A 26,712-nucleotide genomic window follows, 5' to 3' on the forward strand; every position below is an offset into this window, starting at 1 on the left:
GCATGATCCGCCGACTCCTCATCGCCAATCGCGGCGAAATCGCCTGCCGCATCGTCCGTACCGCAGGGCGCATGGGGATCGAGACGGTGGCCATCTATTCGGATGCCGATCGGGAAGCGCTTCATGTCGAGAGTGCCGACCTCGCGGTTCGCGTCGGGCCCACGCCGGCGGCTCAGTCCTACATGAACATCTCCGCGATACTTGCTGCGGCGCGCACCAGCGGCGCGGATGCCGTACATCCTGGATACGGCTTTCTGTCGGAAAACGCAGATTTCGCGGCGGCTTGTCAGGCTGCTGGTCTCATCTGGGTGGGGCCTTCGGCGGAAGCCATAGCAGCGATGGGCGACAAGGCGGGCGCCCGTCGCCTGATGATGTCGGAGGGCGTGCCTGTCGTTCCCGGCTATGACGGGGAAGAACAGAGTGACCAGCGGCTTGTCGCAGAAGCGGAGCGCGTTGGCTTCCCGCTTCTCATCAAGGCGGTATCCGGTGGTGGCGGCCGCGGCATGCGCCGGGTGCCCGACGCCGCGGGATTCCAGACGGCGCTCGAGAGCGCGCGACGCGAGGCGCTGGCCGCCTGCGGCGATGGCAGGGTTATCCTCGAAAAGCTGATCGTGGATGCGCGCCATATCGAGGTCCAGGTGCTCGGTGACCGCTACGGCAACATCATCCACCTTGCAGAACGCGACTGCTCCACCCAGCGGCGCCACCAGAAAGTCATCGAGGAGCAGCCATCACCATTTGTCAGTGATGACTTACGGATAAGGCTGACCGCCGCCGCGATTTCTGCCGCCAGGGCCGTGACCTATGAAGGGGCGGGCACCGTCGAATTCATCGTCGGCGAGGATGGTGGCTTTCACTTCCTCGAGATGAACACGCGGCTCCAGGTGGAACACCCGGTGACGGAGATGGTCACCGGTCTCGATCTCGTCGAATGGCAGATCCGGATCGCGCAGGGCGAGGCCTTGCCACCGCAGGAGACGGTCTGCTTCGAAGGCCATGCAATCGAGGCGCGCCTGTATGCCGAAGACCCGAACGCCGATTACGCCCCGCAAACCGGTCGTATCAGCTATTGGCGGCCGCGGGCCGCGCTTGCGCTTGAGGGTGTCCGCGTTGACGCGGGCATTCGCGAAGGGGATGTCGTCTCGCCCTTTTACGATCCGATGGTCGCCAAGCTGATCGCTCACGGCCAGACCCGTGCACAGGCGACTGCGCGCCTTGCTGCGGCGCTCAGGGCAAGCCCGCTCCTGGGTGTGCGCAATAATGCAGGCCAGCTTCTGTCAATTCTATCGGGAGAGAGCTTTGCCGAGGGCGGCATGACGACCGGCCGGCTCGACGCCGAACCCGCATCGCTTCGTGATGCAGACCCGATCGCCCTCGTGCTCGCGGCAATGATCCTGTGTCTGGCTCCGGGGGGCGACTGGTTTCGGAGCTCGGGACGTGCCGAGACAAGCGTGACCCTTGTCTCGCGGAGCGTTGCGGTCCCCGTGGACCTCGTCTTCGACCGTTCCCGTCTCGTGTCGGCCGCCGCGGGCGGAGCGTCGTTCCGGATCGAGGAAGCCCGGATCGAGAACGGGCGGCTGCGATGCAAGCTGGACGGAAACGCATGCTCGGTCCTCTTTGCCCTCGACAAACGCCAGGTCTGGCTCTTCCACGGCGACGAGGTGCATGGGTTCAGCGAACCCGACCCTCTGGCACGCGCGAAGGACCAGCTCTCCGGCGGGTCTGTCGTGGCGCCGCTCGCCGGCGTCGTTTCCTCGATCGAGGCCGACATCGGTGATATGGTCGCCGCCGGTCAGACGGTGGCGACCATCGAGGCCATGAAGATGGAAACCCGGCTTGTGGCCGGCATTGCCGGAACGGTCATGAGCGTCGAGGTGGCGGTCGGTCGACAGGTGCAGGCCGGGGACCCCATCCTCCTGATCGAAGCCGCCGGCGAGGCATGAGGTTGGGATTGCTCCGGGCAAGGACCCGCCATTCGTCTTGATGCGCCCGGAAAACATTGTTATTGCGAATAACAATGTATCCGGGGAGGATTTTTCATGCCGGTTGTGAATGTTCCGGGCATGCGGCCCGTCAATATGGGTGAACTTGCCGTCGAGCACGAAATCAGCGCGGATGGCGTATTCCAGATTCGTTCCAGACTGCCCTTGGGCGAGTACCCGCGTTCGCTGATCGACCGCGTCGATCACTGGGCCTCCGTCGCGCCCGACCGGGTGCTGTTCGCCGACCGGGGCCAGGATGGCGAATGGCGCAAGGTGACCTATGCCGAAGCCGCCCGCCACGCCCGTTCGATCGGCCAGTTCCTGCTCGACAAAGGGCTGAGCGCCGAGCGACCCCTGGTAATCCTGTCGGGCAATTCGCTTGAACATGCGCTGCTTGCGCTGGGGGGCATGGCCGCCGGCGTGCCTTTCTCGGCGATCTCGCCCGCTTATTCGCTGGTCTCGACGGATCACGCCAAACTGAAGCACATCTTCAAGCTGCTGACGCCCGGCATGGTGTTCGTGGCCGAAGGCATGCCGTTTTCCAAGGCGCTCGATGCGGTCATGGAAGATGGCATCGAACTCCTGATCGCGCGCGACCCGATTCCCGGCCGCAAATCTGTAACCTTCGATGCGGCGCTTGCCACCGAGGCGGGGGCGGAAGTGGAGGAAGCCAACCGCGCGGTGAACCGCGACACGGTTGCCAAATTCCTCTTCACCTCGGGCTCGACGGGCATGCCCAAGGCGGTCATCAACACGCACAGGATGGTGACCTGCAACCAGGTCATGATCGCCCATGCGCTGGCGTTCCTGCAGGATGAGCCTCCCGTCATCGTCGACTGGCTGCCCTGGAACCACACGGCCGGCGGCAACCACAATTTCGGCATCACCATCCACAATGGCGGCACGCTCTACATCGATGACGGCGCGCCCACCCCGGGGGGCATCGCCAAGACCGTACGCAATCTCGAGGAGATCGCGCCGACGCTCTATTTCAATGTGCCGAAAGGCTTCGAGATGCTCTGCGAGCATCTGGAAAAGAACGATCGCCTGCGCGACAATTTCTTCTCGCGCCTCAACCTCCTGCAATATGCAGGCGCCGGCCTGTCGCAGCATGTGTGGGATTCGCTGGAGCGGCTGGCTCAGAAGGCCATCGGTCAGAAGATCATGATCATCACGGGCTACGGCTCGACCGAAACCGCGCCCTTTGCGTTCACCACGACCTGGGCGGTCGACCGTCCGGGCGAGGTGGGCTTGCCTGCCCCGGGCATGGAAATGAAGCTCGTGCCGGATGCCGAGAAGCTGGAGCTGCGCCTGCGCGGTCCCAACATCACGCCCGGCTATTGGCGCCAGCCCGACAAGACGGCCGAGTGCTTCGACGAAGACGGCTTCTACAAGATCGGCGACGCGCTCAAGCTGGTCGACGAGAGCGACGTGAACCGGGGCTTCATCTTCGATGGCCGCGTGTCGGAGGATTTCAAACTGTCGACGGGCACGTGGGTCAACATGGCCGGCGTGCGCGGCAGCCTGGTTCGCGCCTGCGCACCCTACGTCCGGGAGGCTGTCATCACGGGCCTTAACCGCAACCATATCGGCGCCATGCTCTTTCTCGACGTGGACGCGGCGCGCAAGGTCGATCCGTCGCTGGCCGACGCCGACGAGGCGACCATCGCCCGCCACCCGAAATTGCGCGAGTTCCTCCAGGAACGTCTCGATCAACTGGCAAGCCAGTCGACGGGAAGTTCCAACATGGTTGCCCGCGCGCTGGTGCTCGACACCCCGCCTTCGATCGATTTGCATGAGGTCACCGACAAGGGCTCGATCAACCAGCGGGCCGTGATGAGCGTGCGCGCCGATCTGGTGGAGGATCTCTATGCCGACACCCCGCCGGAGCACGTGATCGTCGCACGCAAGAAGAAGGCGTGAGCGGCATCGCAGCCCTGACCTGAAATGAGCCGGCTTGCCGGCTCATTTCGTCTTCGGGGCTGCCTTCCATTCATGGATGCGCTCGAGCAGTCCGATCAGCTGCGCCTTGCCTTCCGGACCGCCCAACTGCTCGATCACGCGCCCCTCGTGCCGGTTCCAGACATCGATCATGCGGTTGACGAACTGACGGCCGTTCTCGGTGAGATGAAGTGCGTGTGAGCGCTTGTCATGCTCGGACTTGCGTCTTTCGGCGAGACCACGCTGTTCCAGGCCGTCCATGAGCGAAACGAAATTGGCCCGCTTGATGCCGAGCTTTTCGGCGATCTCGCTCTGCTTGAGCCCGGGCTGGCGCGCCATGATGGCCAGGACGGAGAATTCGGCTGGTCGCAGCTTCAGCTTGGCGAAACTCTCGATGAAGTCCTGGAAGACCGCCAGCTGGGCACGTCGTAGCATATAGCCGACGATTGCGCCCATCTCGGGTATTTCGTCCACCCGCACCTGGGTCGCTTCGGCAGGTTTCGAAGTTTTGGCCGCGTCACGTGTCGTCTTGGAGCGAACGTTCATAAGACCTCGAAAATGGCAATCCTGACGCAGTCGGGCTCGCGGGCGCCGGTGCCTACGCAAATCGTGCGGTTCAGCCAGGCGTAGCGCGCGTCCCCCGTCTCGAAGCGAGGATGGGTGCGCATGTAATAGGATGCCGGGTTCACCTGCTCTCCCCGTGCCAGAGCCTGGATAACCTCGTCAGGTCCGTGGCGGAAGCCGAAATTGCGGATGTCGATGATGGCGCCATCATGCGTTTCCATCGCGTAGCGCGTGTCGAGTTCAGCCGAATGATCGGAAAACACGGTCTGCCAGTCGGCCCCCAGATCGAGGATTCGACCCGACAGACGCTCGCCTGTGACGGTTCCCCCGATGATGGGAATGATGCGCCTGCGGCCACGCACGGATGTACCGAGTTCGATGGGGGACGCCAGCTCCACATGCAGGTCGCAGAGATGGGCGAGCTCGATCTTCATGAAGCTGTCTTTCCGGGCAGGGCCCAGGACACGGGCCGACGGTGATCCGTCGGCCCGTTCATCGATTATTCGAACAGCGAGTTATGGCGCTGCAAGGCTTCGACATAGGACTGGTAGAGCTCGTCCGCATCGCCGCCAACGGCTTCGACATCGGCCCGCCACTGGTCGATCAGCGGCTGGGAGGCTTCGCGCCACATGGCCACTTCCTCTTCCGTGGGCGTGTAGACCTCGTGGTCCGCATTGTCGACCATCTTCTGGCGACCGGAAGCTTCGTTCTCAGCCCAGCCGGTCGAGAAGCGCTTCGACCATTCCGGCGTGCAGTGGTCCTCGATCACCTGACGGTTTTCCTCCGACAGACCGTCGATCACGTCACGGTTGAAGAGAAGCATCTGCGACGACAGGTAGAAGGGCATGTCGAGGCTGTAATTGACCGCGGAATCGATGCCGAAGATGTAGATCGAGTTCCATGGGAAGGTGATGGCGTCCGCGATGCCGCGCGAGATGGCGTCGCGGGCCTCTGGAGCCGGAACCTGGTACGCGTTGCCGCCGAGCAGCGAGACGAAGCGGGCCATGGTGGCGTGTGCCGGCCGGATGTTCTTGCCTTCGATGTCGGCCGGAACGCGGATCGGCGAGCTCGAATGGATCGTGCCGGGATCGTGGGGGTTGATCAGGCAGAAATAGACGTCCGACATCTCGGTCTCGGCGATCGGCTCGTACCATTCGTGGAGAGCGGCCGCGCCGTCGGTGGCGTTGTTGCCGTGGAAGGGAATCTCGGCCAGACCGTAGATGGGGAACCGGCCGGCCTGGTAGCCCGGATTGGTGTAGGTGATGTCGGCGATACCGTCGCGGGCCATGTCGTAATGGTCGGGGGCGGCGCCGAGCTGCTGGCCGGGATAGACGGTGATCTCGATGCGACCTTCGGAAGCTTTGCGAATGGATTCGACCCAGTCGGCCATACCCATTTCATGCACCGGATGCGTGGCGGGGACCCAGTGCGACAGGCGCAACTGAACCTCCTGGGCATTCGCGGTGTAGGCAGTGGAAGCGAGCAAGGCCGCAAGGCCAAGCTTGATTGCGGATTTCATTTTGAGAACTCCTCCCTGATGCACAGCTTCCACCGAAAACTCCTCCCTGAAGCGTCGGACTTGAAGCAGCTTCGATTGTTATGATACGAAACAAAATAATCAAGGGGCTGCAGAGGAAATCATAGCGGCCTCCTCTCACGAGGGCATCAGAAAAATGAAGTCAGTGGCAAGCGCGCAGCCGGCGGCGGAAAACCCGCTTCTCGTCGAGGTTGCAGGCAAGGTCGCCCGCCTGACCATCAACAGGCCCGACAAGCGCAATGCCATCAATGACACGCTTCTCGATGCGATGCGGGACTTCTTCGTGGCAATCCCCGAGCAGGTGCGCGTGGTGATCATGGACGGCGCGGGGGGGCATTATTCTTCCGGGCTCGATCTTGCCGAACAATCCCAGCGCGAACCCGTCGAGGTGATGAAGCATTCGCGCGGCTGGCACGAATTGATGGACCGCATCCAGTTTTCGGGCGTTCCGGTCGTCTCCGTCCTCACCGGTGCCGTGATGGGCGGCGGTCTCGAGATCGCCACGGCCACCCATGTGCGCATTGCCGAACCCTCGGTCCGTTTCAAGCTGCCCGAAGGCAAGCGTGGCATTTTCGTTGGCGGTGGCGCGACGGTTCGTGTGGGCCGTATTCTTGGCCCGGACCGCATGACGGAAATGATGCTGACGGGACGCGAATACGGTGCCGAGGAAGGCCAGGCGCTGGGTCTGTCCCATTATCTCGTGGGCGAAGGCGAGGGGCTCGACAAGGCGCGCGAGCTGGCCGCCGGCATCGCCGAGAATGCCTCGATGGTGAACTACCTGATCATCCAGTCGATTGCGCGTATCAACGACATGTCGCATGCCGACGGGCTTTACGCGGAAAGTCTCAGCGCGGCGCTGTCGCAGACCGGGCCCGATGCAAAGGAGGGCTTGATGGCCTTCCTGGAGAAGCGCAAGCCGCGCTTCCGTTGATCTCACATTTCTGAACCGGCGAAGCCGCGCATCATGCTGTTGCGGATGTCGGCCTTGGTCAGGAAATCCATCTGCTCGACAAGGATCTCCCGAACGAGATCTTCGCCGACGCGGCGGTTGATGCTGTCCTTGATACCGTTCCGGAAAGCGTCCAGATCGAATGTCTCCTTGCCGGAGAAGTCGATCAGCTCGTTGCCGAAGAGGTATGAATAGACCTCGTCGAAGATGATGGCTTCGGGCGGCATCACCATGCGGTGCAGCTTTTCGGCCTCGGCCGTGTAGACCAGTCGCGCCAAAAAATAGCCGTGGACTTCGTTGTTCTTGAGAACGGGCACGGAGATAACCTCGGTCTGGACATAGTCCAGACCGCCGAAATATGTGGCCTGTTGCTCCGTTTCCGGGTCAGTGCCCGCGCTCTGGTAGGCGAACAGGACCGTCCCGGTGGTGACCGCGATGATCCACAGCGCCGCGAGCGCGAACTTGATCATCGGGCGGCCGCCCCCTGGCCGCCAAACGCGCCAGCCGAGTAGGTGCCGTCACCTTCCGATTTCTGGATGGCGCTCTGGATGATCGAGGCCACTTCCGAAACCGCATTCAACTGAGCCCGGATCGCCTGTTCGTTCCGCTCGAGCTTCTCGCGCAGACGGACCATGCCGTCCCGGTGCTCGGGACGCAGTTCGTCCGGGCCCATGCCGCGCATCGCCTTCGTTAGCTCATAGAGGTAGCGGCTCTTGCGGATGTTCGACTGCTTGATGTCGAAATTGACATCCGTGCGGATGGCGAGGGTCTCCCGCTCGATAGCTTCCTCGATGCGGCCGATGATCGACACCAGGCTCACCGGGGATGCGTGCGAGGCTGTGTGGCCGGGCAGGGGCTGGCTTGGTATGTGCATGTTCATGTTGAGGAACTCATCCTTGTTTGCGGTCCGTAAGGAGACCGTCGTTCTTCCCTAGCGAGTCGCCGATCTGGCGTTGGATTTCATGCACGATGGCGTGTGAGGTCAGGTTGCTGGTCTCTTCGGCACGCTTCTGGTCCGCTGCGGCGGCGTTACCTGCCTGGCCGCGCGCGTAGTAGTCGGTGAGGATCCGGTCCGCGATCCCGATACCGCCCGCCTTGGCCAGCTGGTTGGCGAGCTGCTCGGCCATCATCGACTTCCACATCCCACCAGCAAGGCCGTTACCGAATACCGCCTCATTGTCTTCCGGCAGCATGTTCTCGAGGAAGGATTGCAGAACGAAGGCCTCGAATTGCTGGAACGGTCCTGCCGGGGCGCTCGCTCTGGCTGTGCCTGCGGGAGACGCATCCAGCGTCGCGGCGAAGCTGGTCGCTGCGGGCGCCTGGCTGGCATAGGATGAAAGCCGGTCGCGCGCCGCCTGAACCCTGTCTGGGTCTGCGGCGCGGGCCACATCCATGATGATATCGGTTGGAAGCGAGACGGCCAACGGTTCCCCACCCTGTAACTTTATCTGTTGCGACCATAAGCCTGCTTAGCTTGTGGCAGGCTTACTTGCGTGAAGCGCGGGCGCGATCCAGGCCTTCAAGCTGTTCCTTCTCGCTGCGCTGGCGGTCGTCCATCTGCCTGGCCTCGCGATAATTGCGCTCGACAATGTCGGTTCGCGCATTGGCCTGGGCCAGGCGCTCTGCCTCCACTCTCGCATTGGCCAGATGCTCCATGCGCAACTGGTTCGCCCGCGCGATGCGGCGGTGGTAGATTTCGGGGAACAGGTCCGACAGGGAGTCGTCGCGTCCGACACGCTGCATGATGTCCTCGGCTTCGCGCTCCGCGGCGATCGCTCCGGACAGGAGCATGGCATGGCGCGTCTCGTGCAGTCGCTTCAGCTGTTCCTGAAGCGCCAGCACCTTTTTGAGCCGGTCTTTGCGCGATTGGGCCATCGTCAACGTCCGATCGTGGTGGGAATGAAGCCATCGGCCATGAGGCTCAGCATCGGGGAAATGGCGAAGTACATCATCACCAGGGCGCCGGCGATGACGAAGGGCAGCGCCACGAAGTAGATCGGGATCTGCGGCGTCAGCTTGTTCACCAGGCCGATCGCCAGATTGACCAGGATCGCATAGGCGATGAAGGGGCTGCCGAGGCGGACCATCACGAAGAACGCGTCGGAGATCGTGTCGACGAGGTTCATCAGCGCGATGCGCGGATCGAAAAGCGCCTCCAGCGGCATGACCTCATAAGTGTCCACCAGCGCGTGGATCACGGCGTGGTGGAAGTCGAGCGTGAACAGGATCATCAGCGCCGAGAAGGAAATGATGGCGGCCAATGGCGATTGCGGATCGCTTTCCTCGACGGCCACACCCGCCATGGCGTTGAACCCCGAGACCATCGCGATGACCGAACCTATGAACTGGACCGCCAGCAGATAGTAGCGGGCCACCAGCCCGATCGTGGCGCCGATCAGAAGCTCCGACCCGATCAGGGTGAAGAGGTGGCCCGCTCCCGCGCCGACATGGGGCACGATCGCCTCCCACAGATGGACGAACATTGCCATGCTGACGGCGACGGCGATGAACAGCCTCGCCTGCATGGGGACCCTGGCGCTCGACAGGCCCGGCATGAGCATGAAGCAGGCGCCGATGCGGCAGAAGGCAAGGAAGATTGCCAGCAGTGCGGTCTCGACTGTCACCTCAGCGATCATGCCACCTGTCCTGCGACGGGGTCGGTCCCGTCAGGAAATCGTGCCCAGTACCTTGACCTCGACGCCGCGGGCGATCTCGACGTGGCTGAGCACCGGCAAGGTCGGGAACAGTCGCTCGATGACCATGCGGACATAAGGGCGCGCTTCGGGGGCGGTGACGAGCGCGAAATGCCGGCCGCCATCGATGTGCTTGCGAATTGCCTTGGTCGCCTCCTCGCCGAACTCCTCGAGCTGGCGGGGGTCGATGTCGAACTCGCGGATCTCGCCTTTCGGGTCGCGCTTGAGCGCCTGATGGAAGGCGAGGTCCCAGCGATTGCCGAGGCGCAGGACGTCGAGCGAGCTGCCTTCGGTGAGATCGCCGCAAATCTGCTGTGCCATGCGGATGCGCACATGCTCCACGATCTGCTCCGTGCGTCGCACATGCGGCGCGATTTCTGCGACCGCCTCGATGATGAGATGCAGGTTGCGGATCGACACGCGTTCCGCCAGCAGGAGCTTGAGGACCGCCTGGAAGCCCGGATAGGAGATGTGGGTGGTGCAGATATCGTCGACCAGCTTCTTGTATTCGGGATCGAGCCGGTCGATCAGCAGCTTCATGTCCTTGTAGGACAGCAACTGGGGAAGGTTGTTGCGCACGACCTCGCTCAGATGGGTGAGCAGCACGGACATGTTGTCGGCATAGGAGAACTTGTCGCGCTTGAGGTCGTCGGTAAAGGTCTCCGGCACGGAATAGGCGCGCATGCCAAAAGCCGGCTCGCGTACCTCCTCGCCCGGAATCTCCGGCACCTCGCCGCCCCCGATCAGCACCATCACCTCGCCCACCCGCATGTCGTATTCGGCCACGACCGTGCCGTGGATCTTGATGCGGTAGGTCTTGGGCTGGATGGTGAAATCGTCGGTCAGCTTCACGTCGGGGACAACGAAGCCGTATTGCTGGGCGAACTTCTTGCGCATCTTGCCCATGCGGAAGGCCAGCTCCTGATGCGAGGTGAGGAGCCGCGTGGAGAGCTGCTTGCCGATGAGAAGTTCGATCTCCGCCGTGGCGAGCGAGTTCTTCAGCGAGTTCTTCTCTTCCTCTTCCTTGGTTCGCTCCTTCTCGGTCTCCACCGCCTGGGCGCTTTCTTCGGCGCGCCGACGGCGCAGCGGCACGAGATAGGCGATCGTCGCCATCGCGCCGCCGAGGACGAGGAAGGGCAGGGCAGGAAGACCCGGCATCAGGGCCAGAACGAAAAGCAGCATGGCGGCGACGAAGAGCGCGCGGGGATACGCGCCCAGCTGACCGAAAACCGCCTTGTCGGCGGAGCCGCGCGTGCCGCCCTTGGAGACCAGCAAGCCTGCGGCCAGCGACACGACGAGCGCCGGGATCTGCGTGACCAGGCCGTCGCCGACCGACAGTTTGACGAAGACGTCCGCGGATTCCGCCATCGACATGCCGTGGCGCGAATAGCCGATGGCGATGCCGCCGATGATGTTGATGGCGGTGATGATGAGGCCGGCGATCGCGTCCCCGCGCACGAATTTGGAGGCACCGTCCATGGAACCGAAGAAGGAGGATTCCTCCTCCAGCTCGCGGCGGCGTGACTGGGCCTCCTTCTCGTTTATGAGGCCGGCCGAGAGGTCGGCATCGATCGACATCTGCTTGCCCGGAATGGCATCGAGGGTAAAGCGTGCCCCGACTTCCGCGATGCGCGTCGCGCCCTTGGTGATGACGACGAAGTTCACCACGATGAGGATCAGGAAGACGATGAGGCCGATGACGAAATCGCCCGCCATGACGAGGTTCTGAAACCCGCCGATGACGTGGCCGGCGGCGTTCACGCCCTCGTTTCCGTTGGCCAGGATCATGCGGGTGGTCGCGATGTTCAGCGACAGCCGCAGCATGGTGGCGATCAGAAGAATGGTCGGAAAGGACGAGAAGTCGAGCGGCCGCTGGATCCAGAGCGCCACCATGAGAATCAGAACCGACAGCGCGATGGAAAACGCCAGTCCCACATCGACCATGAACGCCGGAATGGGCAGGAACAGGACTGCCAGGATGATGAGGATGCCGACAGCGAGGCTGACGTCGCGCCATTGCCTCGGTGCCGCTGGCGCCATAGCGATATCGTTCAATGCCATTCCAGCCGCTGCGCTCCCACGCCGATTGCCCGGCACCAGGCCGGATTTCGACTGAGAGACTAGCGGGTCAAACTTGCGCGAGGATGGGAAGGAGCGCCGAGGCTCAGAAGCCCGTCTCGATGCGCTGGAAGATCACGGTGGTGAACGCGTTGATCTGGCCGCCGACGAAGGGGCCGGAGAAGGCCACTGCCAGCATGATGGCGACGATCTTCGGGACGAAGGTGAGGGTGATCTCCTGCACCTGCGTCAGGGCCTGCACGAGGGCGATGCCGACGCCGACCACCATCGCGACCACCACCGCCGGCCCGGAAGCCGTCAGCACGGTCCAGATCGCGAACTGGACGATATCGAGGGCATCGGCCTCGGTCACGGATCAGGCAGTTTCTTCTTCGTCGCCGGGAGCCTGGCCCGGGGCGCGGACCTCGATGCCCGGCTCGATCAGGACCTTCTCGCCACTTTCGAGGACGGCAATGACGCCGTCGGAGTAGAGCTTCACCTCTTTGACGATGCCGGAGACTTCACCGCCGGCCGAAGTGATCTCCTTGCCGATCATCGCGGTGGCCTGGGTCAGGGCCGAGGCCTGAAGGATGTTGTCCAGCTTGGCGTTGATCTGCACCGACTGCTCGACCTGCGAGAACGCGGCCAGCTGGGCGACATACTCGGTCGATTCCATCGGGCTGGTCGGGTCCTGGTTCTTCATTTCGGCGACCAGGAGCTTCAGGAAGGCGTCATAGTCGACCATGTTGGAGGAGGTCGCCGATGTGAAGTTCGCGGGCGACGTGCTGCTGGTGGCGGATACGGGGTCCATGCGTCTATTCTCCTATGGCGATCGGGCGAGGTGTGGAAGCCGATCGTTCCAACTGCGGGTCACTGACGCCATCCACGAGCTCGTTCTCGAGATCGAAGAAGTTGCGCAGCAATCTGAGCGCTTCGAAGACCTGGCCCTCTGCGACGAGCTGGTCGACATGCTTCAGGGCGGATTGAACCCGTGCATCGGGGTAGCATCCGAGGACGAGCGGAAGCGACGTCCGGAACAGCTCCTTCGCGCTCACGGCGTCGCCCGGCGTCATCAGCATGACCTGAATGATGAAGTAGAGCTGCCGCAGCGGCGTCACCGCCTCTTCCGGCTGCATGACGTGGGCTTCAAGCAGGAAGTCCACGTCGTTCAGAAACTCCAGCGAGACCTTCCTGTCCGTCTTGAGGACGGCGCCGTTGACGTAGATCTTCTCGTTGGGCTTCAGGCTGATCTTCAGCGTCTTTCTCATTGCATTCCGTCCCGGATGATCTGGGAAACCTCGATCAGCCCCTCGACATTGTCCGAGCGGCCCTGGCGGATCTCCTCGGCCTCACGCAACAGCCAGAGGCCGATCGAAATCAGGTTGGCGCGAAGCTCCTTGGGCAATGCGTTCTCGGGATTTCCCAGATCCTCCACGAACAGCGTCCAGACGCGCCTCAGGAAGATCAGGGCCTCGATGGTCTCGCGCGACTGCAGTCCGACTTCCCGTGCCTCGACCAGCATGTCGATCGAGCGCGTCAGGAGCTGCTTTTCCCGATCCCTGGCATCGGCAACCGAATCTGATTGGATCTCGGCATAGGAGAATTGATACATGATCCGTCTGTCTTCCTGGCTGCGGTTCAGTTCGTTTGGGTCATCCGAGGAACCTGACGAGGCTCAACTGCTGGATGCGTGAAGTCAGCGTGTAGGACACCTCGATCTGCGTGAGCAGGCTGGTGATGCGGGACGAAGCCTCGTAGGGATCGACACCCTCGAGGTCGTTGATGTTCAGCTTGAAGAGATCGATCTGCATGGAAACGCGCTCGCTGGCGCTGGTCACCCGCTGCTGGATGATGCCGACCTCAGCCTGGGAAGAGCCGAGCATCGCCACCGCCTCGCCAAGTCCTGCCACCGACCGCTCTATCGCTGCCCTGGCAACGTTGTCCTGGATAGCGCCATCAAGGAAGAAGGAAGCGAACGAAGCGGCCATGACCAGCTTCTTGATGCCCTCTTCATTCGCGCTGATGGAGGCCTTCGAGGTTTCCGAAAGGGTGATGCGGGCACTGATTGTCTGGTCAGAGGCCGACGACCAGTTGGTGCCCCAGCCGGGCCCGTCGAATTCATCGGCCTCCAGCTGGTCCATGAAGTCGTTGAGTTGCTGGGCCGTTATGCCGGCCGCAAGTGGATCGGAGATCGCAAAGCCGAAGGTCGCCTGAAAGGCGGTGTCAAAAGCGGCACGCGCGGTGGAGCCGGGCGCATCGAAATCGGCAAGCGGTTTATGGTCGGTATTGATGCCCGCGAATAGATACTCGCCGTTTTGCGTCGTGTTGAGGATCGACGTGATCGTGCTGAGCGCCGATTTGGCCTGGTTGCGCGGTATCGTCTGATCGGTCGGTCCGCTCAAGGCTGTGGTCAGAGCGGGCATCAGATCGTTGGCGATGTCGGTGAGTTGGACCAGGCTCGTCTGCGTGGAGGCAAGCCGCGCGGCGGCGAGGCCGTTGGAATCCAGTAGCGCGCCCAGACGATCGACGTCGCGCGACAGCGAGATCGACTGCCCGGCGCGCGCACCCAGCTTGAGCCCGGCGTCGGCCACGCGCATGGTCACGACCTCCTTCTCGGCCTTAACCAGATCGGCCTGCATGCGCATCATCTGGTAGCGCATGGCTTCGGAAATGGCGTGGGAGGAGACGAACGAGGCCTTCATGACGTTACCTGACCGAGTTGAGCAGCGTGGCGAGCATGTCGTTGACCGCTTGAAGCATCCGCGCCGAGGCCGCATAGGAATGTTCCAGATCGAGCAGCATCGCCATTTCCTGGTCGATGTTGACGCCCGTCTGGTTCCACAATGCCTGCTCCGTGCGCATGAGCGTGGCGCCCTTGTTCTCCATCGCGAAGTCCGCCGCCTTGCGGTTGCCTTCAAGCCAGCCCACGGATTCGGTGGAGAAGTTCGTCAGGCTGCCCTCCGCGAAAAGCCCTGCGGCGGGATCGAAATCCATGTCGGATTCAAGAGCATCCAGATAGGCCAGCAAAGTGTCCGAAAATGACGCCGCGCCTGACGGGTTGAGGTTCACCGTGGCGCCGTCGCGCAGGGCTTCCGGATTGCCACCCTGTTGTGAATCATAGGCAGGGTTGATCCGGATCATCCCGGCCAGACCATCGATGAGCGTGGTTCCTGGGAACGGACCGGTCGATGTGAAGAGGCCGGGAATACCGCCTGCCTCGTCCTCCGCAAAGGCGAGGATCAGCCCACGCGCCATCTCGTCGAGCTGGGCCTGCTGCTTGACGGCGACATCCTCGCGCAACTGGATCATGGCTGCCAGCTTGCCCGAGGCGGTCGTGTTGGCCCCCTTGCCCGCGGCGATGGGCACGCCGTCGATGCGGATGGGCTCGCCGCTCATGCCGGCTTGATAGGCGATGGTCGAGTCGAAGGTGACCTTGCGGGGAATGGTCTCGAACAGCGTCGCGCCATCACTCGTGGTGATGACGATATCGTTCTGGCCGCGCACGATCGTCGAGATCGAGACGTATTCCGAGATGTCCTTGAGCAGCTTCTCGCGCTGGTCGAGTGCGTCCGAGATGTCGCGGCCCATGCGGGTCCCGTTGATGACTTCGGCGTTGACCTTTTCGAACTGCCCGAGAAGCGTGTTGAGCTCATCGACCGCCGTGCTGATCTGCCGGTCCATGTCGGCGCGCATGGTCTGGATTTCGCGGCTGCCCTTGTTCAGCGATGAAACCACTGCGCGGGCTGACTCGACGGCCGATTCAGCGAGGTTTCGATTGGAGGGATTGGAGGAGTAAAGCTGCATGGCCTCCTGCAGCTTGCCAATCATCTTGGCCGGCGAGGTCATGCTGTCGGGGCCGTTGACCGACAGGCCGATCCGGTCGAGGCCGGACATGAGGAAATTCTGTCCGCTGAAAGCCGAGAGAGCCGACAAGTTCTGGCGGAAGAGGGATTCGTCTGCCAGGCGCTTCACATTGAGAATGCGCGCGCCTGGCGCCATGGAGATCGTCTGGGCGAGCCGGCGGGTATAGTTGGGGTCGTTGGCGTTGGAAATGTTGGTGGCGACGACACTCGTCTGCCGGGACGTGTTCATCAATGCGTTTTGCGCGGTTCCCAGCGCCGATGTCAAAGACATGTTTCAAGCCCCATCGTGCCCCGCCGGCACGTTACCTCTTGAGATTGACCAGCACGTCCAGGAGGTCGGATCCTGTCTGGAAGATTTTCGAGTTGGCCGTGTAATTGCGTTGTGATTCAATCATGTTGGTCAGCTCCTCGGCGATATCGACGTTGGAGCCTTCGAGCGCGCCGGATACGACGGAGCCAAACTGGCCGCTCTCGGGAAAACCGATCTTGATGTCGCCCGAATCCGGGCTCTGGGTGTAGACGTTGCCAGGCAGCACCGCGAGCTGGTCCGGGCTCTGCACGGAGGCAAGCGGAATGCGGAAGAGAGGCTTTTCCGCACCGTTCTTGTAGAGCGCGCTGACGACGCCGTTGCTGCTGATCTTGACTTCCTGGATCTGGCTCGGCGCGCTGCCGCTGACGAAGGAGGTCGCCACGTTATAGCCCGTCGCGAACTGCGTCATGCTGGACAGGTCGAGGGTCACCTGAGCGGCAGGGCCAGGAATTGCCGTGCCGGGAATATCGAAAACGATGGCGTCGCTAGATGCGGCATCCAGCCGGCCGGTCGTAGGATCGAATAGCAGGTTCTCGCTTTGCAGGGAGTTGCCCGCTTCATCGAAGATCTCCAGCGTCCACTCGTTCGCGGCGGCCGTTTTCGTGAATATCAGATCCACAATCTGCTTGCGGCCCATGTGGTCGTAGACCACCAGCGACGATTTCTCGGTGTCGCCATTCACCGCATCGGCCGGCAGGTTGGCGGCGAAGACGCCCGTCTCGGAGACTTCCGCCGACAATTCCGAATCCGCGATCGAGATGATCTCCAGCCCGTCGAAGCCGTTGGCGACGACGGCGGGGTTGCCATTCTCGTAGCTGTAGCCGGTCAGGTAGAAGCCGGCCGCATTGACGAGGCGGCCCTGGCCGTCGGGGACGAAGGTGCCGGCGCGTGCCAGGAAGGGTGATCCGGAAGAATCCTTCACCACGAAGAAGCCGTCGCCGTTGATGGCGAGGTCGTTCGAGGAGGCGGTGAACTGCAGCGGTCCCTGCTGGGAGATGGCGTAGCGCACGCTCGTCTTCACGCCGCCGGAATTGTAGTTGCCCTGCGTTCCCGGGATGATGAGGGAAGAGAACTCGGTATAGGCCCGCTTGTAGCCCGTGGTATTCGAGTTGGCGATGTTGTCGGCCACGGTTGCGAGACGATTGGCCTGTGCCGCCATTCCCGACACGCCGGTGCGCATCATTCCATAAAGGCCCATCGAAGTTCTCCTCGTGATTTGGACGCTGGTGCCGAGTATGGGTCGTCAGACTTGCGTGAGGCTGTTCTCAGCCGGCAAGATTGCGGCCCATCCTCAGGTCATCAGGCGGTAGCCGAGGAAACGCTTGGAATCGATGGGGTCATGGCCAAGCTTCTCGCGCAGCTTTCTGCGCAGCTTGCTGATGTGGCTCTCGACCACGTTCTCCTCGACCTCCTCGTCGAAGATGCCATAGATCGCGTTGAAAACCTGGGTCTTCGTGACGCGTCGGCCGGCATTGACCGCCAGATATTCCAGGATGCGTCGCTCGCGCCGTGGCAGCGGCATCACCTTGCCGTCAATTTCCGGGTCGCGCCCATCGGTATAGATGCGAAGCGCGCCGATCTCGGTGAAGGAGGCTTCGTCCTGGGCCCGGCGGCTGATCGCCGCGATGCGTGCGAGGATTTCGCGAACATGAACCGGCTTGCGGATCACGTCGTCGACGCCGGCTTCGAAGAAACCGAGGATCTTGTCGAGTGAATGTTGTTCGCTGAGCGCTATCACCGGGGCGCTGGAGCGGCCCTTGATCTTGCGTGGTGAAATCTCGGTCTTGTCGCAGTCGCCAATCAGGAAAGCGCGTACCGCCTTCAGATCGTCATCGGCCGCGCTGTCGACCCAATCCTCGAACTCGCTTGGCTTGAAGCCTGCAGTTGCAACCCCTTCACGATCGAAAAGTGAGTTGTACCCATCCGTAACCAGATCGCGTTCGTCCACGATCACTATCATCGGCCCGCCCTCCGAATCATTAAGTGAATCCAATGTCTCAAGGGGTACATGTTGGCCGGATTCACACACAATGGTGATTTCTTGTAGCCAGAAATTGGGGGGTATCGGGGGAGGGTCGATCCAAATGTAAGTTAGCGCTTACATAACAATTATGGGTTGCAGAAGTCCTTGGCTGCCGGCGTCCATTGTCCGAACCCCGTCGCCACCATGTTCGTGACGACCCGGCAGATATAGCGCTTCTGAGCCGGGTCGTTGTCGGGTCCGGCATGGTAGCGGGCGACCGCCATCGACCACGAATTGTGTCGGGTCTTGAGCTGGGCCAGGAAGCGCGCGGCGTAGTCGACGTTCCGGCGTGGATCGAGCATGGCCTCGACGGACGGAAAATGCTCCGCATGATAATGGTGGTTGATCTGCATGCAGCCGAGATCGATCAGCTTGATGCCCTGCTGGCGCGCGCGGTCGAATTCGCGCACGGCGTCATCGCGGCTGCGTGCGAATACCGCCCGGCCCGCGATGTTGAGGGCATTGGGGTGCAAACTGCCGCGCTGCCCCGTTTCCGTCAGTCCCACGGCATAAAGGATGCCCTCGGGCACACCATGGTGTCGCGCCGCCCGCATGATCTCCGCCTCACAAGGATTTGCTGCCGCGAGGGAAGGCAGGGCGAGGAAGCTAGATAAACAGGCCGCCGCGATTGTCGTTCTGAGGCGTCGCATCCTGTCCATCCCCGAAAGCTTGACCGTCGCTGTTGCCGCCGCCGCGCTGGTTGCCCCGGCCGCTGGATTCGTCAGTACCGTTGTCTTGTCCGGCAGAGGTCCCCGCACCCCGATCCGGGGTGCCGGCCTGGCTCGCATTCGGGGAGAGCGGGGCCTGCTGGATCGTCACCCTGTCGATTTCAAAGCCCGCGGCCTTTAGTGATTTGAGAATGGCGTCGGTATCCTTGGCAAGGGCAGCCCTGGCCTGCTCGGTCTCCACCTGGAGTTCAACCCGAAGCTGTGCTCCGTCCAGGCTCATGCGGGCGTTCACGCGCCCGAGATCCGCCGGCTGTAGCTGGATCTGGAGGGTCTGCACGGGTCGGTTCTTGCTAGCCGTGGAATCGTGTGCCTCGATGGAAGCCGCCGCAGCGCGCGAAATCTCGTTCGCCTCTTCCCGGACCGCGGCCACCACCTGGCTAGCGGGGTTGGACAGGACCAGAGATGTCGGGGCGGGAGCCGGTGGCGTCAAAGGGGCGTTCTGGCTCGAGACTACCGTAACGCGCTGCGAGAGCGGATCGCTTCGAACCTGGTCCTCGCGGGACCGCCCATCGACCTTGGTTGCCGCATTCAGCGTCTGCCTTGTCTCATCGCCGATGGACGATCGCTCGTTGCGGTCGGACATGCCCTGGTCCGGCCCGGTTCGCATGGCCTCCGGGATCATGGGTGCACCGCGATCGGCAGCTGATGTTGACCGCTCCGCGCCGACCGAGATTGTCTCGCGAGCGGCGGTGCGTGCGTCGAGGCGCCTGTTGTCCGTGGCCCCTACGGCCGCGCTCTGGCGGGCTTCGGCATCTCCCTGGAAAGCGAGACGGGTGCCTCCCTCAGGATCGGCACCACGCACGGCGGAGCGTTGATCCACTGCTTCGCGCCCGCTGTCTTTTGCGGTTGCTTCATCTGCCGGTTCCACGGGCTTTTGTTGAACGCTCGGCAGGTCCTGGACCGGCGAAGCATTCTCCGGAAGTCCGGCCTTCGGCGCGATGCCATCGGCTTGCACAGCAACAGGAGCCCCAACGAGTTGTGGTTCTGCCTCTTTCGGTTGACCCGGATCGACTTCGTTCTCAGAGCGAGTTGCATCGTCGGCCAGGTCTGTCTCGGCCGTGTCGATGTCGGGATTTTCCGCGTCGGCATCGACTGCCGCAGCGTCCCGCTCGACGCTCCATTCCCTGGTATTCTTGGAAAGATCGAGACGAGACCACGCCCAGGACATGGAACGGTTCTCGCCAGACCTGTCGCTTGTGTCTCGCGCAGCCTTTTTCGGCTTGCCCAACAGCATGTCGTCGAACTTCGATGCACCGGTATCGGCGTCCGCAGCGCGATCGGCACGTGTGGCAGCGCCAGACGAAATGATGGCAGGAAGGTTCGCAGGCAAATTCATTGATTTCCGTCCTTGAGCATCCTGTCGATGGACTCGAGCTTGTCGCGTGCCGAGGTTATGAGATCGTCGGTCCGCATTTCGGACGGCGTGGCATCGATCATCGCGGGAGCGGCGCCGTCGGCACTCATCGTCGCCGGTATGGCTTCCGCATCGGAATTTCCGGCTTCCGGCAAATCGGTGAGGGGCGAGGAACCCTGAGGGCGGGCGACAACTTCCGCAGCGATCGCCTCGGCTGCGTTAAGCAATTCGAGATCCTCTGGCGAGAGACGGTTTCGATCGATCTGGCGCAATTGATAGACCACCGAATCCACCGTGTCGGACGTGACCGATGCAATACTGGAATACAGAAGGCTTCGCACGCTGTTGCCACCCTCTTCGGCGCTCGACATCTGGCGCGCCTTTGCCGAAGCGAACTCGAGCATGGAATCGTGCCCGTCGATTGCGGCCTGCCGGGCCAGCCGCAGATAGATCGTCTGGGCCTGCTCATGGGTCATCCAGGAAAGCGCGTCATCGATCGCGCGCCTGTCGATGTGATCGAACATGGCCGTGATGCCGGAGACCAGCGACTGGGCATATTGGCTGGCATAAGGCGAGCGCAGGAAGCGGCGGGCATATTGGCTGGCAGCACGCATGAACCGGTCGTGATCCATCGCGCCTGCGTGAAGAGCGATGGCGCGTCGCAGCGCTGCTTCCTCCACCAGCGTTCCGGGGCTGAGCAATCTTGCCTGGTCGAAATAGGCGACCGCGCTTTCCGGTTCGCTGCCGGCCATGACCGATCCCTTCACCAGGGCGGCGAAGGCAGCCACGGCCGGAGACCACCTGTCGAGATCAAGTTCGGCAAAGGCTTCCCGGGCCGCAGAGAGGTTTCCAGACGCGTAGTGCTTGACGCCGTTTGCGAGTTGCGCACTCGTCTCTTCGAGTTCCAGTCGAGACAGGACGACTTCGAAGGTGGCGGGGTTGCCCCCGCTCATGCCGTAGATCAGCAGAGCGTCAAAGTTCCGCTTGTCCTCGAAGACTTCCGCATCTGCCCGCCGCAGCCGCTCGTCGATCATCTCGATCAGCCGTGTCTGCATGGGCATGGCCGCGTGGTCTCCATCGGCTATGCGATCCTGGACCAGTTGCAGCGACCGGCTCATCTGATAGGGCTGCAGCCCGGTTGCCGCCGCCGGCAGCGCGACGCCGAGCAGAGCCATCACCAGACCGGCCGGCAGAGCCGCCCGCCGGATACGTCCTGCAGCTGAAGCCGATATCTTCACTCGACCTCCAGAAACAGCTCTATACGACGGTTGGCGTCATCAAGCGGGTTGTCGGCGATCTTCAGCATGCGATCGGCAAAACCCGCGATTTCCGTCACGCGCGATTCCTGCAGTCCTCCGCGCAGCAACATGTAGTAGGCCGCGTGCGCGCGGGCCGTCGAAAGGCGCCAATTGTCGTAGTCGGCGCTGCGGAACGGCCGCCCGTCCGTGTGCCCCATGATCACGATATTGCCCGACCGCGCGCCGAGTGACTGCGCGATCTTCTCCATGGCCAGGACCAGCTGACGCTGCGGGACGGCGGATCCGATCTCGAACATGCCGTAGTTCAGCTCATCCATCAGGGAGATCAGCACCCCGCTGCGGCGCGGCGTGATCTCGACCGTCTTGTTGAGCTGTTCGTCGCGGCCGAACACATCGGACAGTTCATCACGGAGTTGCTGGGCGAGATCGAGGGTCTGCTGGGTCGGGACGTTTTCGTCGGGCTCGACCTCGACGATCTCGACAGCCGCACTTGCTGCGGCCGTTGCCGCTATCGCGGGAGCTGCTTGATCGGCGATACGTTCGCCATCCTCGACCCTGGGGCCTTCCCGATCCGTGTTGGCCTGTTCGGTCACGTCTTGCGGCGCGGTGACGTCGGGCGCAGCAACCTGCTGCGACCAGAAATCGGGTGCGAAGGGGTCGCGATAGGATTCGCCGCCCTGCGCGCCACTCGCCGGCCCGGACGTCTGCGCGCCGCCATCGCCGCGCGCACTCACGTTCTGAAGCGTGCCCGTTTCGCGCGCGATCTCGGCCAGCACCGAAAAGGGATCGGCGAACAGGTTCTGGTCGGAGGTGCGATGGGTCTCCGACAGGTTGGAGGCGTTATCGTGGTCGGCCGGTCCGGACAGCTGCCGGCGGGAGCCTACGGGCCTGTCGCTGGTCTGGTCGTTGGCCATCTCGGGGTTGTTGGAGAACTGCTCACCTCGGCCAGGATCGTCGACGCCGCGCCGGTTCGCGTTGTGGTCCATCAGCTTGACCGGATTGAAGTAGCTGGCGACCGAAGCCTTGGTCTGCTCGTTGGCCGCATTGACCAGCCACATCACCAAGAAGAAACACATCATCGCCGTCATGAAGTCGGCGAAGGCTATTTTCCAGACACCGCCATGGTGTTCTTCTTCATGGTCGTTGCCGCCGCGGCGGACGATGATGATCTCCTGCCGGACTTCCTCGCCCTCGGGCTGTCCGGTGACGGGCGCGTTCATCAGAACACCTCCGACAAGGCGGACGACCACTCGCTCAGCCGCGTCTCGAAGATGGCGTCGTCGATCTCGACGGAAAGGTCGAACCCATCCGACAGATGGAACTCGACCTGGTCCGCATGCGCGCCCAGGGACTTCTCCAGAGCCTCGCAGAGCGAAGTCGCGCCGCGGACGCGGATGCGGACAGCCTCGCCGTCACCGAGTGCGGCGCGGATGGTTTCGGCCAGCTGCGCCACGGCGCGGTCGCGAATGTCGTCGGCCAGGCTCGCGCCCAGGATGCGCGCGGCGACCGTCGTGGTGATGTCGACGAGCTGCGCTTCAAGCGCGGCGAAGTGCTGGTCGATCATGTGGGCCACGTCCGTTCCGCGCTGCGCCGTCAGTTCCGCCATCTCGGCAGCATGGAGCTCCTGCTGACGGGCCATCTCGGCTGCGTGGCGGGCCTGCCATTCCCGCGCGGTATCAGCCCGGGCACGCTCGACCTCGAGCGCGATCAGTTCCTTGATCGATGCCTGGGGGACAGCCGGTTGAACGGGCCTCGCCGCCTCGTGCGAAGCGGCGCGCCGTTCTTCGATCGGCGGCTTGGGCAGGCTGGCGAAGTCGGGAAGCGCGTCCGCCAGGGAGTGCGTGGCCATCATGCGGCTTCCTTATGAGCCCATTTGCGCAGGATCGATGCGGTGCGCTCCTCGTTCAGGTCGACCATTCGAGCCAGCCGCTCCTGAGGCGCGGGTTTGATCCGGCTCTCGAAGTCGTCGCCCGGCGCGCCAGCAAGCTGGCTGCCGCCGAGCAGATTCGGGAGGGCGGGGGTATCCGCGGGATTGGGCAGCGAGCGCTGCATTTCCTCGGCCGTGGCCTGGTTGTCGTTGTCTGCGCGGCCGACAAGCACGGTGGTGAGCGGCCGCAGGCCGAACCACGTCACCAGGAAGACCACGAGCACAAAGGCGGTTGCGTTGATCAACGTACCGATGTGCCGGGAAAGGAGATCCGTCACGCCGGGTGCGGCCGCATCGACCCCTTCCAGTCCTTCCATGAACTCGACTGCCGACACATGCACGACGTCGCCGCGGGCTTCGCTGAACCCGGCTGCCGAAGTCACCATGGCGCGGATCTCGTCGATGCGGCCCTGAAGCTGTTCGGCGGTGCCGTCCACGCCGACCAGACTGGCGAGCCGCTCGCGGTTGACGACGACCGCGACGGAGAGCTTGTTGACCGAATAGCCGTTGGAGATGGTCGCGATGCGGGTCGTGTTCAGTTCGTAATTGGTCGTCTCCTCGCGCCGCTCGCGCTGTTCGGTGGATTCGGCGCCTTCGCCGGCGCCCGGCGCCTCGTCGGGCAGGTTCTGCTGCACCGTTACGGGAGGTGCGGCCTGGCGTTGGTTGGCCTGGTCGTTGGAACGCACGACCTGGACCGAACGCTCGACGCGCGAATCGGGATCGAAAATCGTCTCCTCGATCTGGCGCGCGTCGGTGTTGACCTCGGCGCGCACGCTGGCGCGGAAATTGTCGTAGCCCAGATAGGGGGCCAGTGCCCTGCGGATGTTCTCCTCGACCTGCACCTCGACAGTGCGCTCCACGCCGATGGCGCGGTTGGCCGCGTTGTTGGCCGGATCGTCGCCCGCCGCCAGTAGCGTGCCGGAGGAATCGAGCACGGTCACGCGTTCCGAGTTCAGTCCCGGTACGGCGGCCGAAACCATATGACGGATGGCATTGGCGGTGCGGACGGGCTCACCGCCTGCCATGCGGATGACGACGGAGGCTGACGGCTCCTGTTCGGCGGTGCGGAAGCTGCCGCGATCCGACATGACGATGTGGACCCGCGCGCCGCGAACATTGGCCATGGACTGGATGGTACGAGCGATCTCGCCCTCCAAAGCGCGGACCCGGGTGACCTGCTGCATGAAGGAGGTGAGGCCGAAGGAGCCGACCTCGTCAAACAGCTCGTAACCGGCATTCGAACTTGCGGGCAGGCCGCGTTCGGCAAGGATCGTGCGGGCGGCGGCGGAGCGGCCGACCGGTACCATGATGGAAGACCCGTCCGAGCCGACCTCCGTATCGATGCCGGATTCGCCCAGCACCAGGCCGATCTGGTTCACATCCGACCGGTCGAGGCCGACATAGAGGGTCTCGAAGCCCGGCCGGTTCAGGTAGATCGATGCCGCGATGATGACCACCAGCACGGTCGCGCCAATGGCGCCCATGATGCCGAGCCGCTTGGGGCCGAGCCCGGACAGATTGTCGATGACCGTCTTCAATTGTTCAGGCAAGCTTTTCACTCCGCAGCCGAATGCAGGGTGAGACTAGACGGCGAAGCTTGCGCGAAAATGTAAGACGGCCGCACCCTGGCGGGCACGGCCGTCAAAACGTGAGGTGCCGTCTCTAACCTAGCGGAAGAGCGCCAGGATGTTCTGGGCGTTGGAATTGGCAATGGAGAGCGCCTCGATGCCGAGCTGCTGCTGGACCTGGAGCGCCTGGAGACGGGTCGACTCGTAGTTCATGTCCGCATCGACCAGCTGGCCGATGCCGCGGTCGATGGAATCGATGAGACTCTGGGTGAATTCCTGCTGGAGAGCGACGCGCTTCTTGGCGGCGCCGATCGTGGTCGCGGCGTCGGTGAGGTCGGCCAGCGTGGCGTCGACCACATCCAGCATGGCTTCCAGTTCGGCATCCGACGCCCCAATGACGGAGAGGGACGCGACCGAGTAGAGGCCGTCAGTGTCGTCCCGCAGACCGGTGGCGGGATCCCTCAGACCCTCGAGCAGGCCGCGATTGACCTCATCGCCTGCGGCAGCCCCCGCATCGTAAAGCTTGATCGACTGGACGCTGATGTCGATGGTGCCGAGCGTAATGGCGCCTGTCGTGCTTCGGTTGAATGCCGAAACGATCTTCGCGTCAGCGGCCTCGCCGTCGGCCGGATCTCCATTTGCAGCCAGAGAATTGACGGAGAGCCAGTTGGCGCCACTGAAGGTGGCGGCATCCGCGATGAAGCGGAGTTGGTTCTGAAGCGACTGGATTTCCGTCTGGATCTTGTCCTTGTCGCTGTCGCTGGCGCCGATGGCGGCCAGGACCTTCTGCTTGATCTCGTCTGCCACCTCGACGACGCTGCTCAGGGCTGTGTAGGCCACGTCCACGCGGCTGGCTCCCAGGCCGAGCGCGTCCTGGACTGTCGAAAGCGCCTTGTTGTCGGAGCGCATGGTAGTGGCAATCGACCAGTAGGCGGCATTGTCGGCGGCCTCGCCCACGCGCAGGCCGGTTGAAATGCGGCTCTGAGTGGTTTCCAGGTTCTTGCTGACGCTCTTGAGGGTCTGTAGGGCCGTCATTGCCGACGGGTTTGTCATGATGCTTGCCACAATAAGACCTTTCGCAATGGCTAACGGCTATGGTTAACCATTCCTAATCTCACATGGTTAATGACCTCTTAAACGCATCGCGTTATCTCTTCGGTCCGTTCCGGTATTCAGAAAACCAGGGCCGTAGAACAGAAAAAGCCGCGCCCGGAGGGCGCGGCTTCTGTCTATCAGGTCGTTGGCCGGCCCATCAGGGCCGACCCTGGATTGCCTAGCGGAAGAGCGACAGGATGTTCTGTGCGTTCGCGTTGGCGATCGACAGCGACTGGATGCCGAGCTGCTGCTGGACCTGCAGGGCCGACAGACGCGCCGACTCTTCCTGCATGTCGGCATCGACGAGCTGGCCGACACCGCGGTCGATGGCGTCGCTCAGCTTGGAGACGAAGTCCATCTGCATGTCGACACGGCTCTTGGTGGCGCCGAGAGTGGCGGCAGCATCCGACATGAGCTTGAGCGCATCCTCGATGGTCGTGATGTGCGCTTCGATTGCCGCGTCGTCCTCGGTTCCGTCGAGCTCGATGGCCATGACGTCTTCCAGAATGCCGCCGTCTTCGCCGGTCTCGTCGAGAATCTGCGTGACCGAGAGGTCAAGCGTGATCTTGTTGACCGTGACGGTGCCATCAGACGCACGATCGTAGGAGGCGACGATGTTGAGCTCGGTCTCCGACTGGTCGTTGGCGATCAGGTTCGAGCCGGCATAGTTGGCGGCGAGGCCGATGCTGGTCAGCTGGCCCTGCAGTTCCTTSAGCTCGGTCTGGATCTTGAGCTTGTCGTCTTCCGAAGCGCCGACGGCGGAAACCATCTTCTGCTTGATCTGRTCGACAACTTCGATGGCGGCGTTGACGGCCGTGTAGGCGACGTCCAGCTTGCCGGCGCCGAGGCCCAGGGAGTCCT

Annotated in this window: 28 protein-coding genes; 3 read left to right on the forward strand and 25 right to left on the reverse strand. The window is 63.0% G+C overall.

Annotation, left to right across the window (positions count from 1 at the left end):
* The first annotated feature begins 2 nt into the window (after positions 1–2).
* Both GRZ55_RS13755 and GRZ55_RS13760 read left to right on the forward strand, forming a co-directional pair.
* Positions 3–1,943: a biotin carboxylase N-terminal domain-containing protein gene (locus tag GRZ55_RS13755; protein ID WP_169287505.1), complete on the forward strand. Its 1,941-nt coding sequence runs from the start codon at positions 3–5 to the stop codon at positions 1,941–1,943.
* A 96-nt stretch (positions 1,944–2,039) separates the two neighbouring features.
* Positions 2,040–3,905 carry a feruloyl-CoA synthase gene (locus tag GRZ55_RS13760; RefSeq protein ID WP_169287506.1) on the forward strand — a complete coding sequence of 622 codons (1,866 nt, stop codon included), beginning with the start codon at positions 2,040–2,042 and terminating at the stop codon, positions 3,903–3,905.
* 42 nt (positions 3,906–3,947) lie between these two features.
* Here the strand turns inward: GRZ55_RS13760 and GRZ55_RS13765 are convergent, their stop codons facing one another.
* The 3 genes from GRZ55_RS13765 to GRZ55_RS13775 form a co-directional block, all read right to left on the reverse strand.
* Positions 3,948–4,469, reverse strand: a complete 522-nt coding sequence (locus GRZ55_RS13765) for a MarR family winged helix-turn-helix transcriptional regulator (RefSeq protein WP_169287507.1) — start codon at positions 4,467–4,469, stop codon at positions 3,948–3,950.
* Positions 4,466–4,921 (reverse strand): DUF3237 domain-containing protein, encoded by a 456-nt coding sequence (locus GRZ55_RS13770; RefSeq protein ID WP_169287508.1) that lies wholly within the window; start codon positions 4,919–4,921, stop codon positions 4,466–4,468. The genes GRZ55_RS13765 and GRZ55_RS13770 overlap by 4 nt, the downstream gene beginning before the upstream one ends.
* Positions 4,922–4,986: 65 nt before the next feature.
* Complete coding sequence (locus tag GRZ55_RS13775; protein ID WP_169287509.1) at positions 4,987–6,006, reverse strand: TRAP transporter substrate-binding protein; 1,020 nt, start codon at positions 6,004–6,006, stop codon at positions 4,987–4,989.
* Positions 6,007–6,160: 154 nt separating this feature from the next.
* Here GRZ55_RS13775 and GRZ55_RS13780 point away from each other — a divergent pair, with 154 nt between their 5' ends.
* Positions 6,161–6,955, forward strand: coding sequence for a crotonase/enoyl-CoA hydratase family protein (locus GRZ55_RS13780; protein ID WP_169287510.1), 795 nt, complete (start codon positions 6,161–6,163; stop codon positions 6,953–6,955).
* A gap of 2 nt (positions 6,956–6,957) precedes the next feature.
* Here GRZ55_RS13780 and GRZ55_RS13785 read toward each other — a convergent pair whose 3' ends face one another.
* From GRZ55_RS13785 to GRZ55_RS13890, 22 genes are all read right to left on the reverse strand, one after another.
* Positions 6,958–7,443, reverse strand: coding sequence for a hypothetical protein (locus GRZ55_RS13785; RefSeq protein ID WP_169287511.1), 486 nt, complete (start codon positions 7,441–7,443; stop codon positions 6,958–6,960).
* On the reverse strand, positions 7,440–7,853 hold the full coding sequence (locus GRZ55_RS13790) for a hypothetical protein (RefSeq protein ID WP_210257344.1): 414 nt from the start codon (positions 7,851–7,853) through the stop codon (positions 7,440–7,442). The genes GRZ55_RS13785 and GRZ55_RS13790 overlap by 4 nt, the downstream gene beginning before the upstream one ends.
* A gap of 10 nt (positions 7,854–7,863) precedes the next feature.
* Positions 7,864–8,397: a rod-binding protein gene (locus tag GRZ55_RS13795; RefSeq protein WP_169287512.1), complete on the reverse strand. Its 534-nt coding sequence runs from the start codon at positions 8,395–8,397 to the stop codon at positions 7,864–7,866.
* Between the two features lie 61 nt (positions 8,398–8,458).
* On the reverse strand, positions 8,459–8,848 hold the full coding sequence (locus tag GRZ55_RS13800) for a hypothetical protein (RefSeq protein WP_169287513.1): 390 nt from the start codon (positions 8,846–8,848) through the stop codon (positions 8,459–8,461).
* A gap of 2 nt (positions 8,849–8,850) precedes the next feature.
* Positions 8,851–9,609 carry a flagellar biosynthetic protein FliR gene (gene fliR / locus GRZ55_RS13805; protein WP_169287514.1) on the reverse strand — a complete coding sequence of 253 codons (759 nt, stop codon included), beginning with the start codon at positions 9,607–9,609 and terminating at the stop codon, positions 8,851–8,853.
* Positions 9,610–9,639: 30 nt separating this feature from the next.
* Entirely contained in the window at positions 9,640–11,706 is a 2,067-nt protein-coding gene (gene flhA, locus GRZ55_RS13810) for a flagellar biosynthesis protein FlhA (protein WP_246734746.1), read from the reverse strand.
* A gap of 124 nt (positions 11,707–11,830) precedes the next feature.
* Complete coding sequence (fliQ, locus tag GRZ55_RS13815; RefSeq protein ID WP_169287516.1) at positions 11,831–12,097, reverse strand: flagellar biosynthesis protein FliQ; 267 nt, start codon at positions 12,095–12,097, stop codon at positions 11,831–11,833.
* Positions 12,098–12,100: 3 nt separating this feature from the next.
* Positions 12,101–12,535 (reverse strand): flagellar hook assembly protein FlgD, encoded by a 435-nt coding sequence (gene flgD, locus GRZ55_RS13820; RefSeq protein WP_169287517.1) that lies wholly within the window; start codon positions 12,533–12,535, stop codon positions 12,101–12,103.
* A gap of 4 nt (positions 12,536–12,539) precedes the next feature.
* Positions 12,540–12,992: a flagellar biosynthesis repressor FlbT gene (flbT, locus tag GRZ55_RS13825; protein ID WP_169287518.1), complete on the reverse strand. Its 453-nt coding sequence runs from the start codon at positions 12,990–12,992 to the stop codon at positions 12,540–12,542.
* The gene (gene flaF / locus GRZ55_RS13830; protein WP_169287519.1) at positions 12,989–13,336 is read right to left on the reverse strand and encodes a flagellar biosynthesis regulator FlaF; all 348 of its coding nucleotides are present in this window, start codon (positions 13,334–13,336) and stop codon (positions 12,989–12,991) included. The genes flbT and flaF overlap by 4 nt, the downstream gene beginning before the upstream one ends.
* 40 nt (positions 13,337–13,376) lie before the next feature.
* Positions 13,377–14,426 (reverse strand): flagellar hook-associated family protein, encoded by a 1,050-nt coding sequence (locus GRZ55_RS13835; protein WP_169287520.1) that lies wholly within the window; start codon positions 14,424–14,426, stop codon positions 13,377–13,379.
* Positions 14,427–14,430: 4 nt separating this feature from the next.
* On the reverse strand, positions 14,431–15,858 hold the full coding sequence (flgK, locus tag GRZ55_RS13840) for a flagellar hook-associated protein FlgK (RefSeq protein ID WP_169287521.1): 1,428 nt from the start codon (positions 15,856–15,858) through the stop codon (positions 14,431–14,433).
* A gap of 31 nt (positions 15,859–15,889) precedes the next feature.
* Complete coding sequence (locus GRZ55_RS13845; protein ID WP_169287522.1) at positions 15,890–17,095, reverse strand: flagellar hook protein FlgE; 1,206 nt, start codon at positions 17,093–17,095, stop codon at positions 15,890–15,892.
* Between the two features lie 93 nt (positions 17,096–17,188).
* Positions 17,189–17,857 (reverse strand): response regulator transcription factor, encoded by a 669-nt coding sequence (locus GRZ55_RS13850; RefSeq protein ID WP_169287523.1) that lies wholly within the window; start codon positions 17,855–17,857, stop codon positions 17,189–17,191.
* A gap of 149 nt (positions 17,858–18,006) precedes the next feature.
* Positions 18,007–18,570 carry a transglycosylase SLT domain-containing protein gene (locus tag GRZ55_RS13855; RefSeq protein ID WP_169287524.1) on the reverse strand — a complete coding sequence of 188 codons (564 nt, stop codon included), beginning with the start codon at positions 18,568–18,570 and terminating at the stop codon, positions 18,007–18,009.
* Positions 18,527–19,984 carry a flagellar hook-length control protein FliK gene (locus GRZ55_RS13860; protein WP_169287525.1) on the reverse strand — a complete coding sequence of 486 codons (1,458 nt, stop codon included), beginning with the start codon at positions 19,982–19,984 and terminating at the stop codon, positions 18,527–18,529. Before GRZ55_RS13860 ends, GRZ55_RS13855 begins: the two co-directional genes overlap by 44 nt.
* Entirely contained in the window at positions 19,981–21,240 is a 1,260-nt protein-coding gene (locus GRZ55_RS13865) for a chemotaxis protein (RefSeq protein WP_169287526.1), read from the reverse strand. Before GRZ55_RS13865 ends, GRZ55_RS13860 begins: the two co-directional genes overlap by 4 nt.
* Positions 21,237–22,481, reverse strand: coding sequence for a MotB family protein (locus tag GRZ55_RS13870; protein WP_169287527.1), 1,245 nt, complete (start codon positions 22,479–22,481; stop codon positions 21,237–21,239). The genes GRZ55_RS13865 and GRZ55_RS13870 overlap by 4 nt, the downstream gene beginning before the upstream one ends.
* Complete coding sequence (locus GRZ55_RS13875) at positions 22,481–23,113, reverse strand: hypothetical protein (RefSeq protein ID WP_210257345.1); 633 nt, start codon at positions 23,111–23,113, stop codon at positions 22,481–22,483. The genes GRZ55_RS13870 and GRZ55_RS13875 overlap by 1 nt, the downstream gene beginning before the upstream one ends.
* A complete protein-coding gene (fliF, locus tag GRZ55_RS13880) occupies positions 23,110–24,738 on the reverse strand; it encodes a flagellar basal-body MS-ring/collar protein FliF (RefSeq protein ID WP_169287529.1) in 1,629 nt (542 codons plus the stop codon). Before fliF ends, GRZ55_RS13875 begins: the two co-directional genes overlap by 4 nt.
* Positions 24,739–24,855: 117 nt before the next feature.
* Complete coding sequence (locus tag GRZ55_RS13885) at positions 24,856–25,821, reverse strand: flagellin (protein WP_169287530.1); 966 nt, start codon at positions 25,819–25,821, stop codon at positions 24,856–24,858.
* A 208-nt stretch (positions 25,822–26,029) separates the two neighbouring features.
* Positions 26,030–26,712, reverse strand: a 683-nt coding sequence (locus GRZ55_RS13890) for a flagellin (protein WP_169287531.1), incomplete at its 5' end; no start/stop codon positions are given.

It is taken from the genome of Chelativorans sp. ZYF759 (genome assembly GCF_012911015.1).
Taxonomy (GTDB): domain Bacteria; phylum Pseudomonadota; class Alphaproteobacteria; order Rhizobiales; family Rhizobiaceae; genus ZYF759.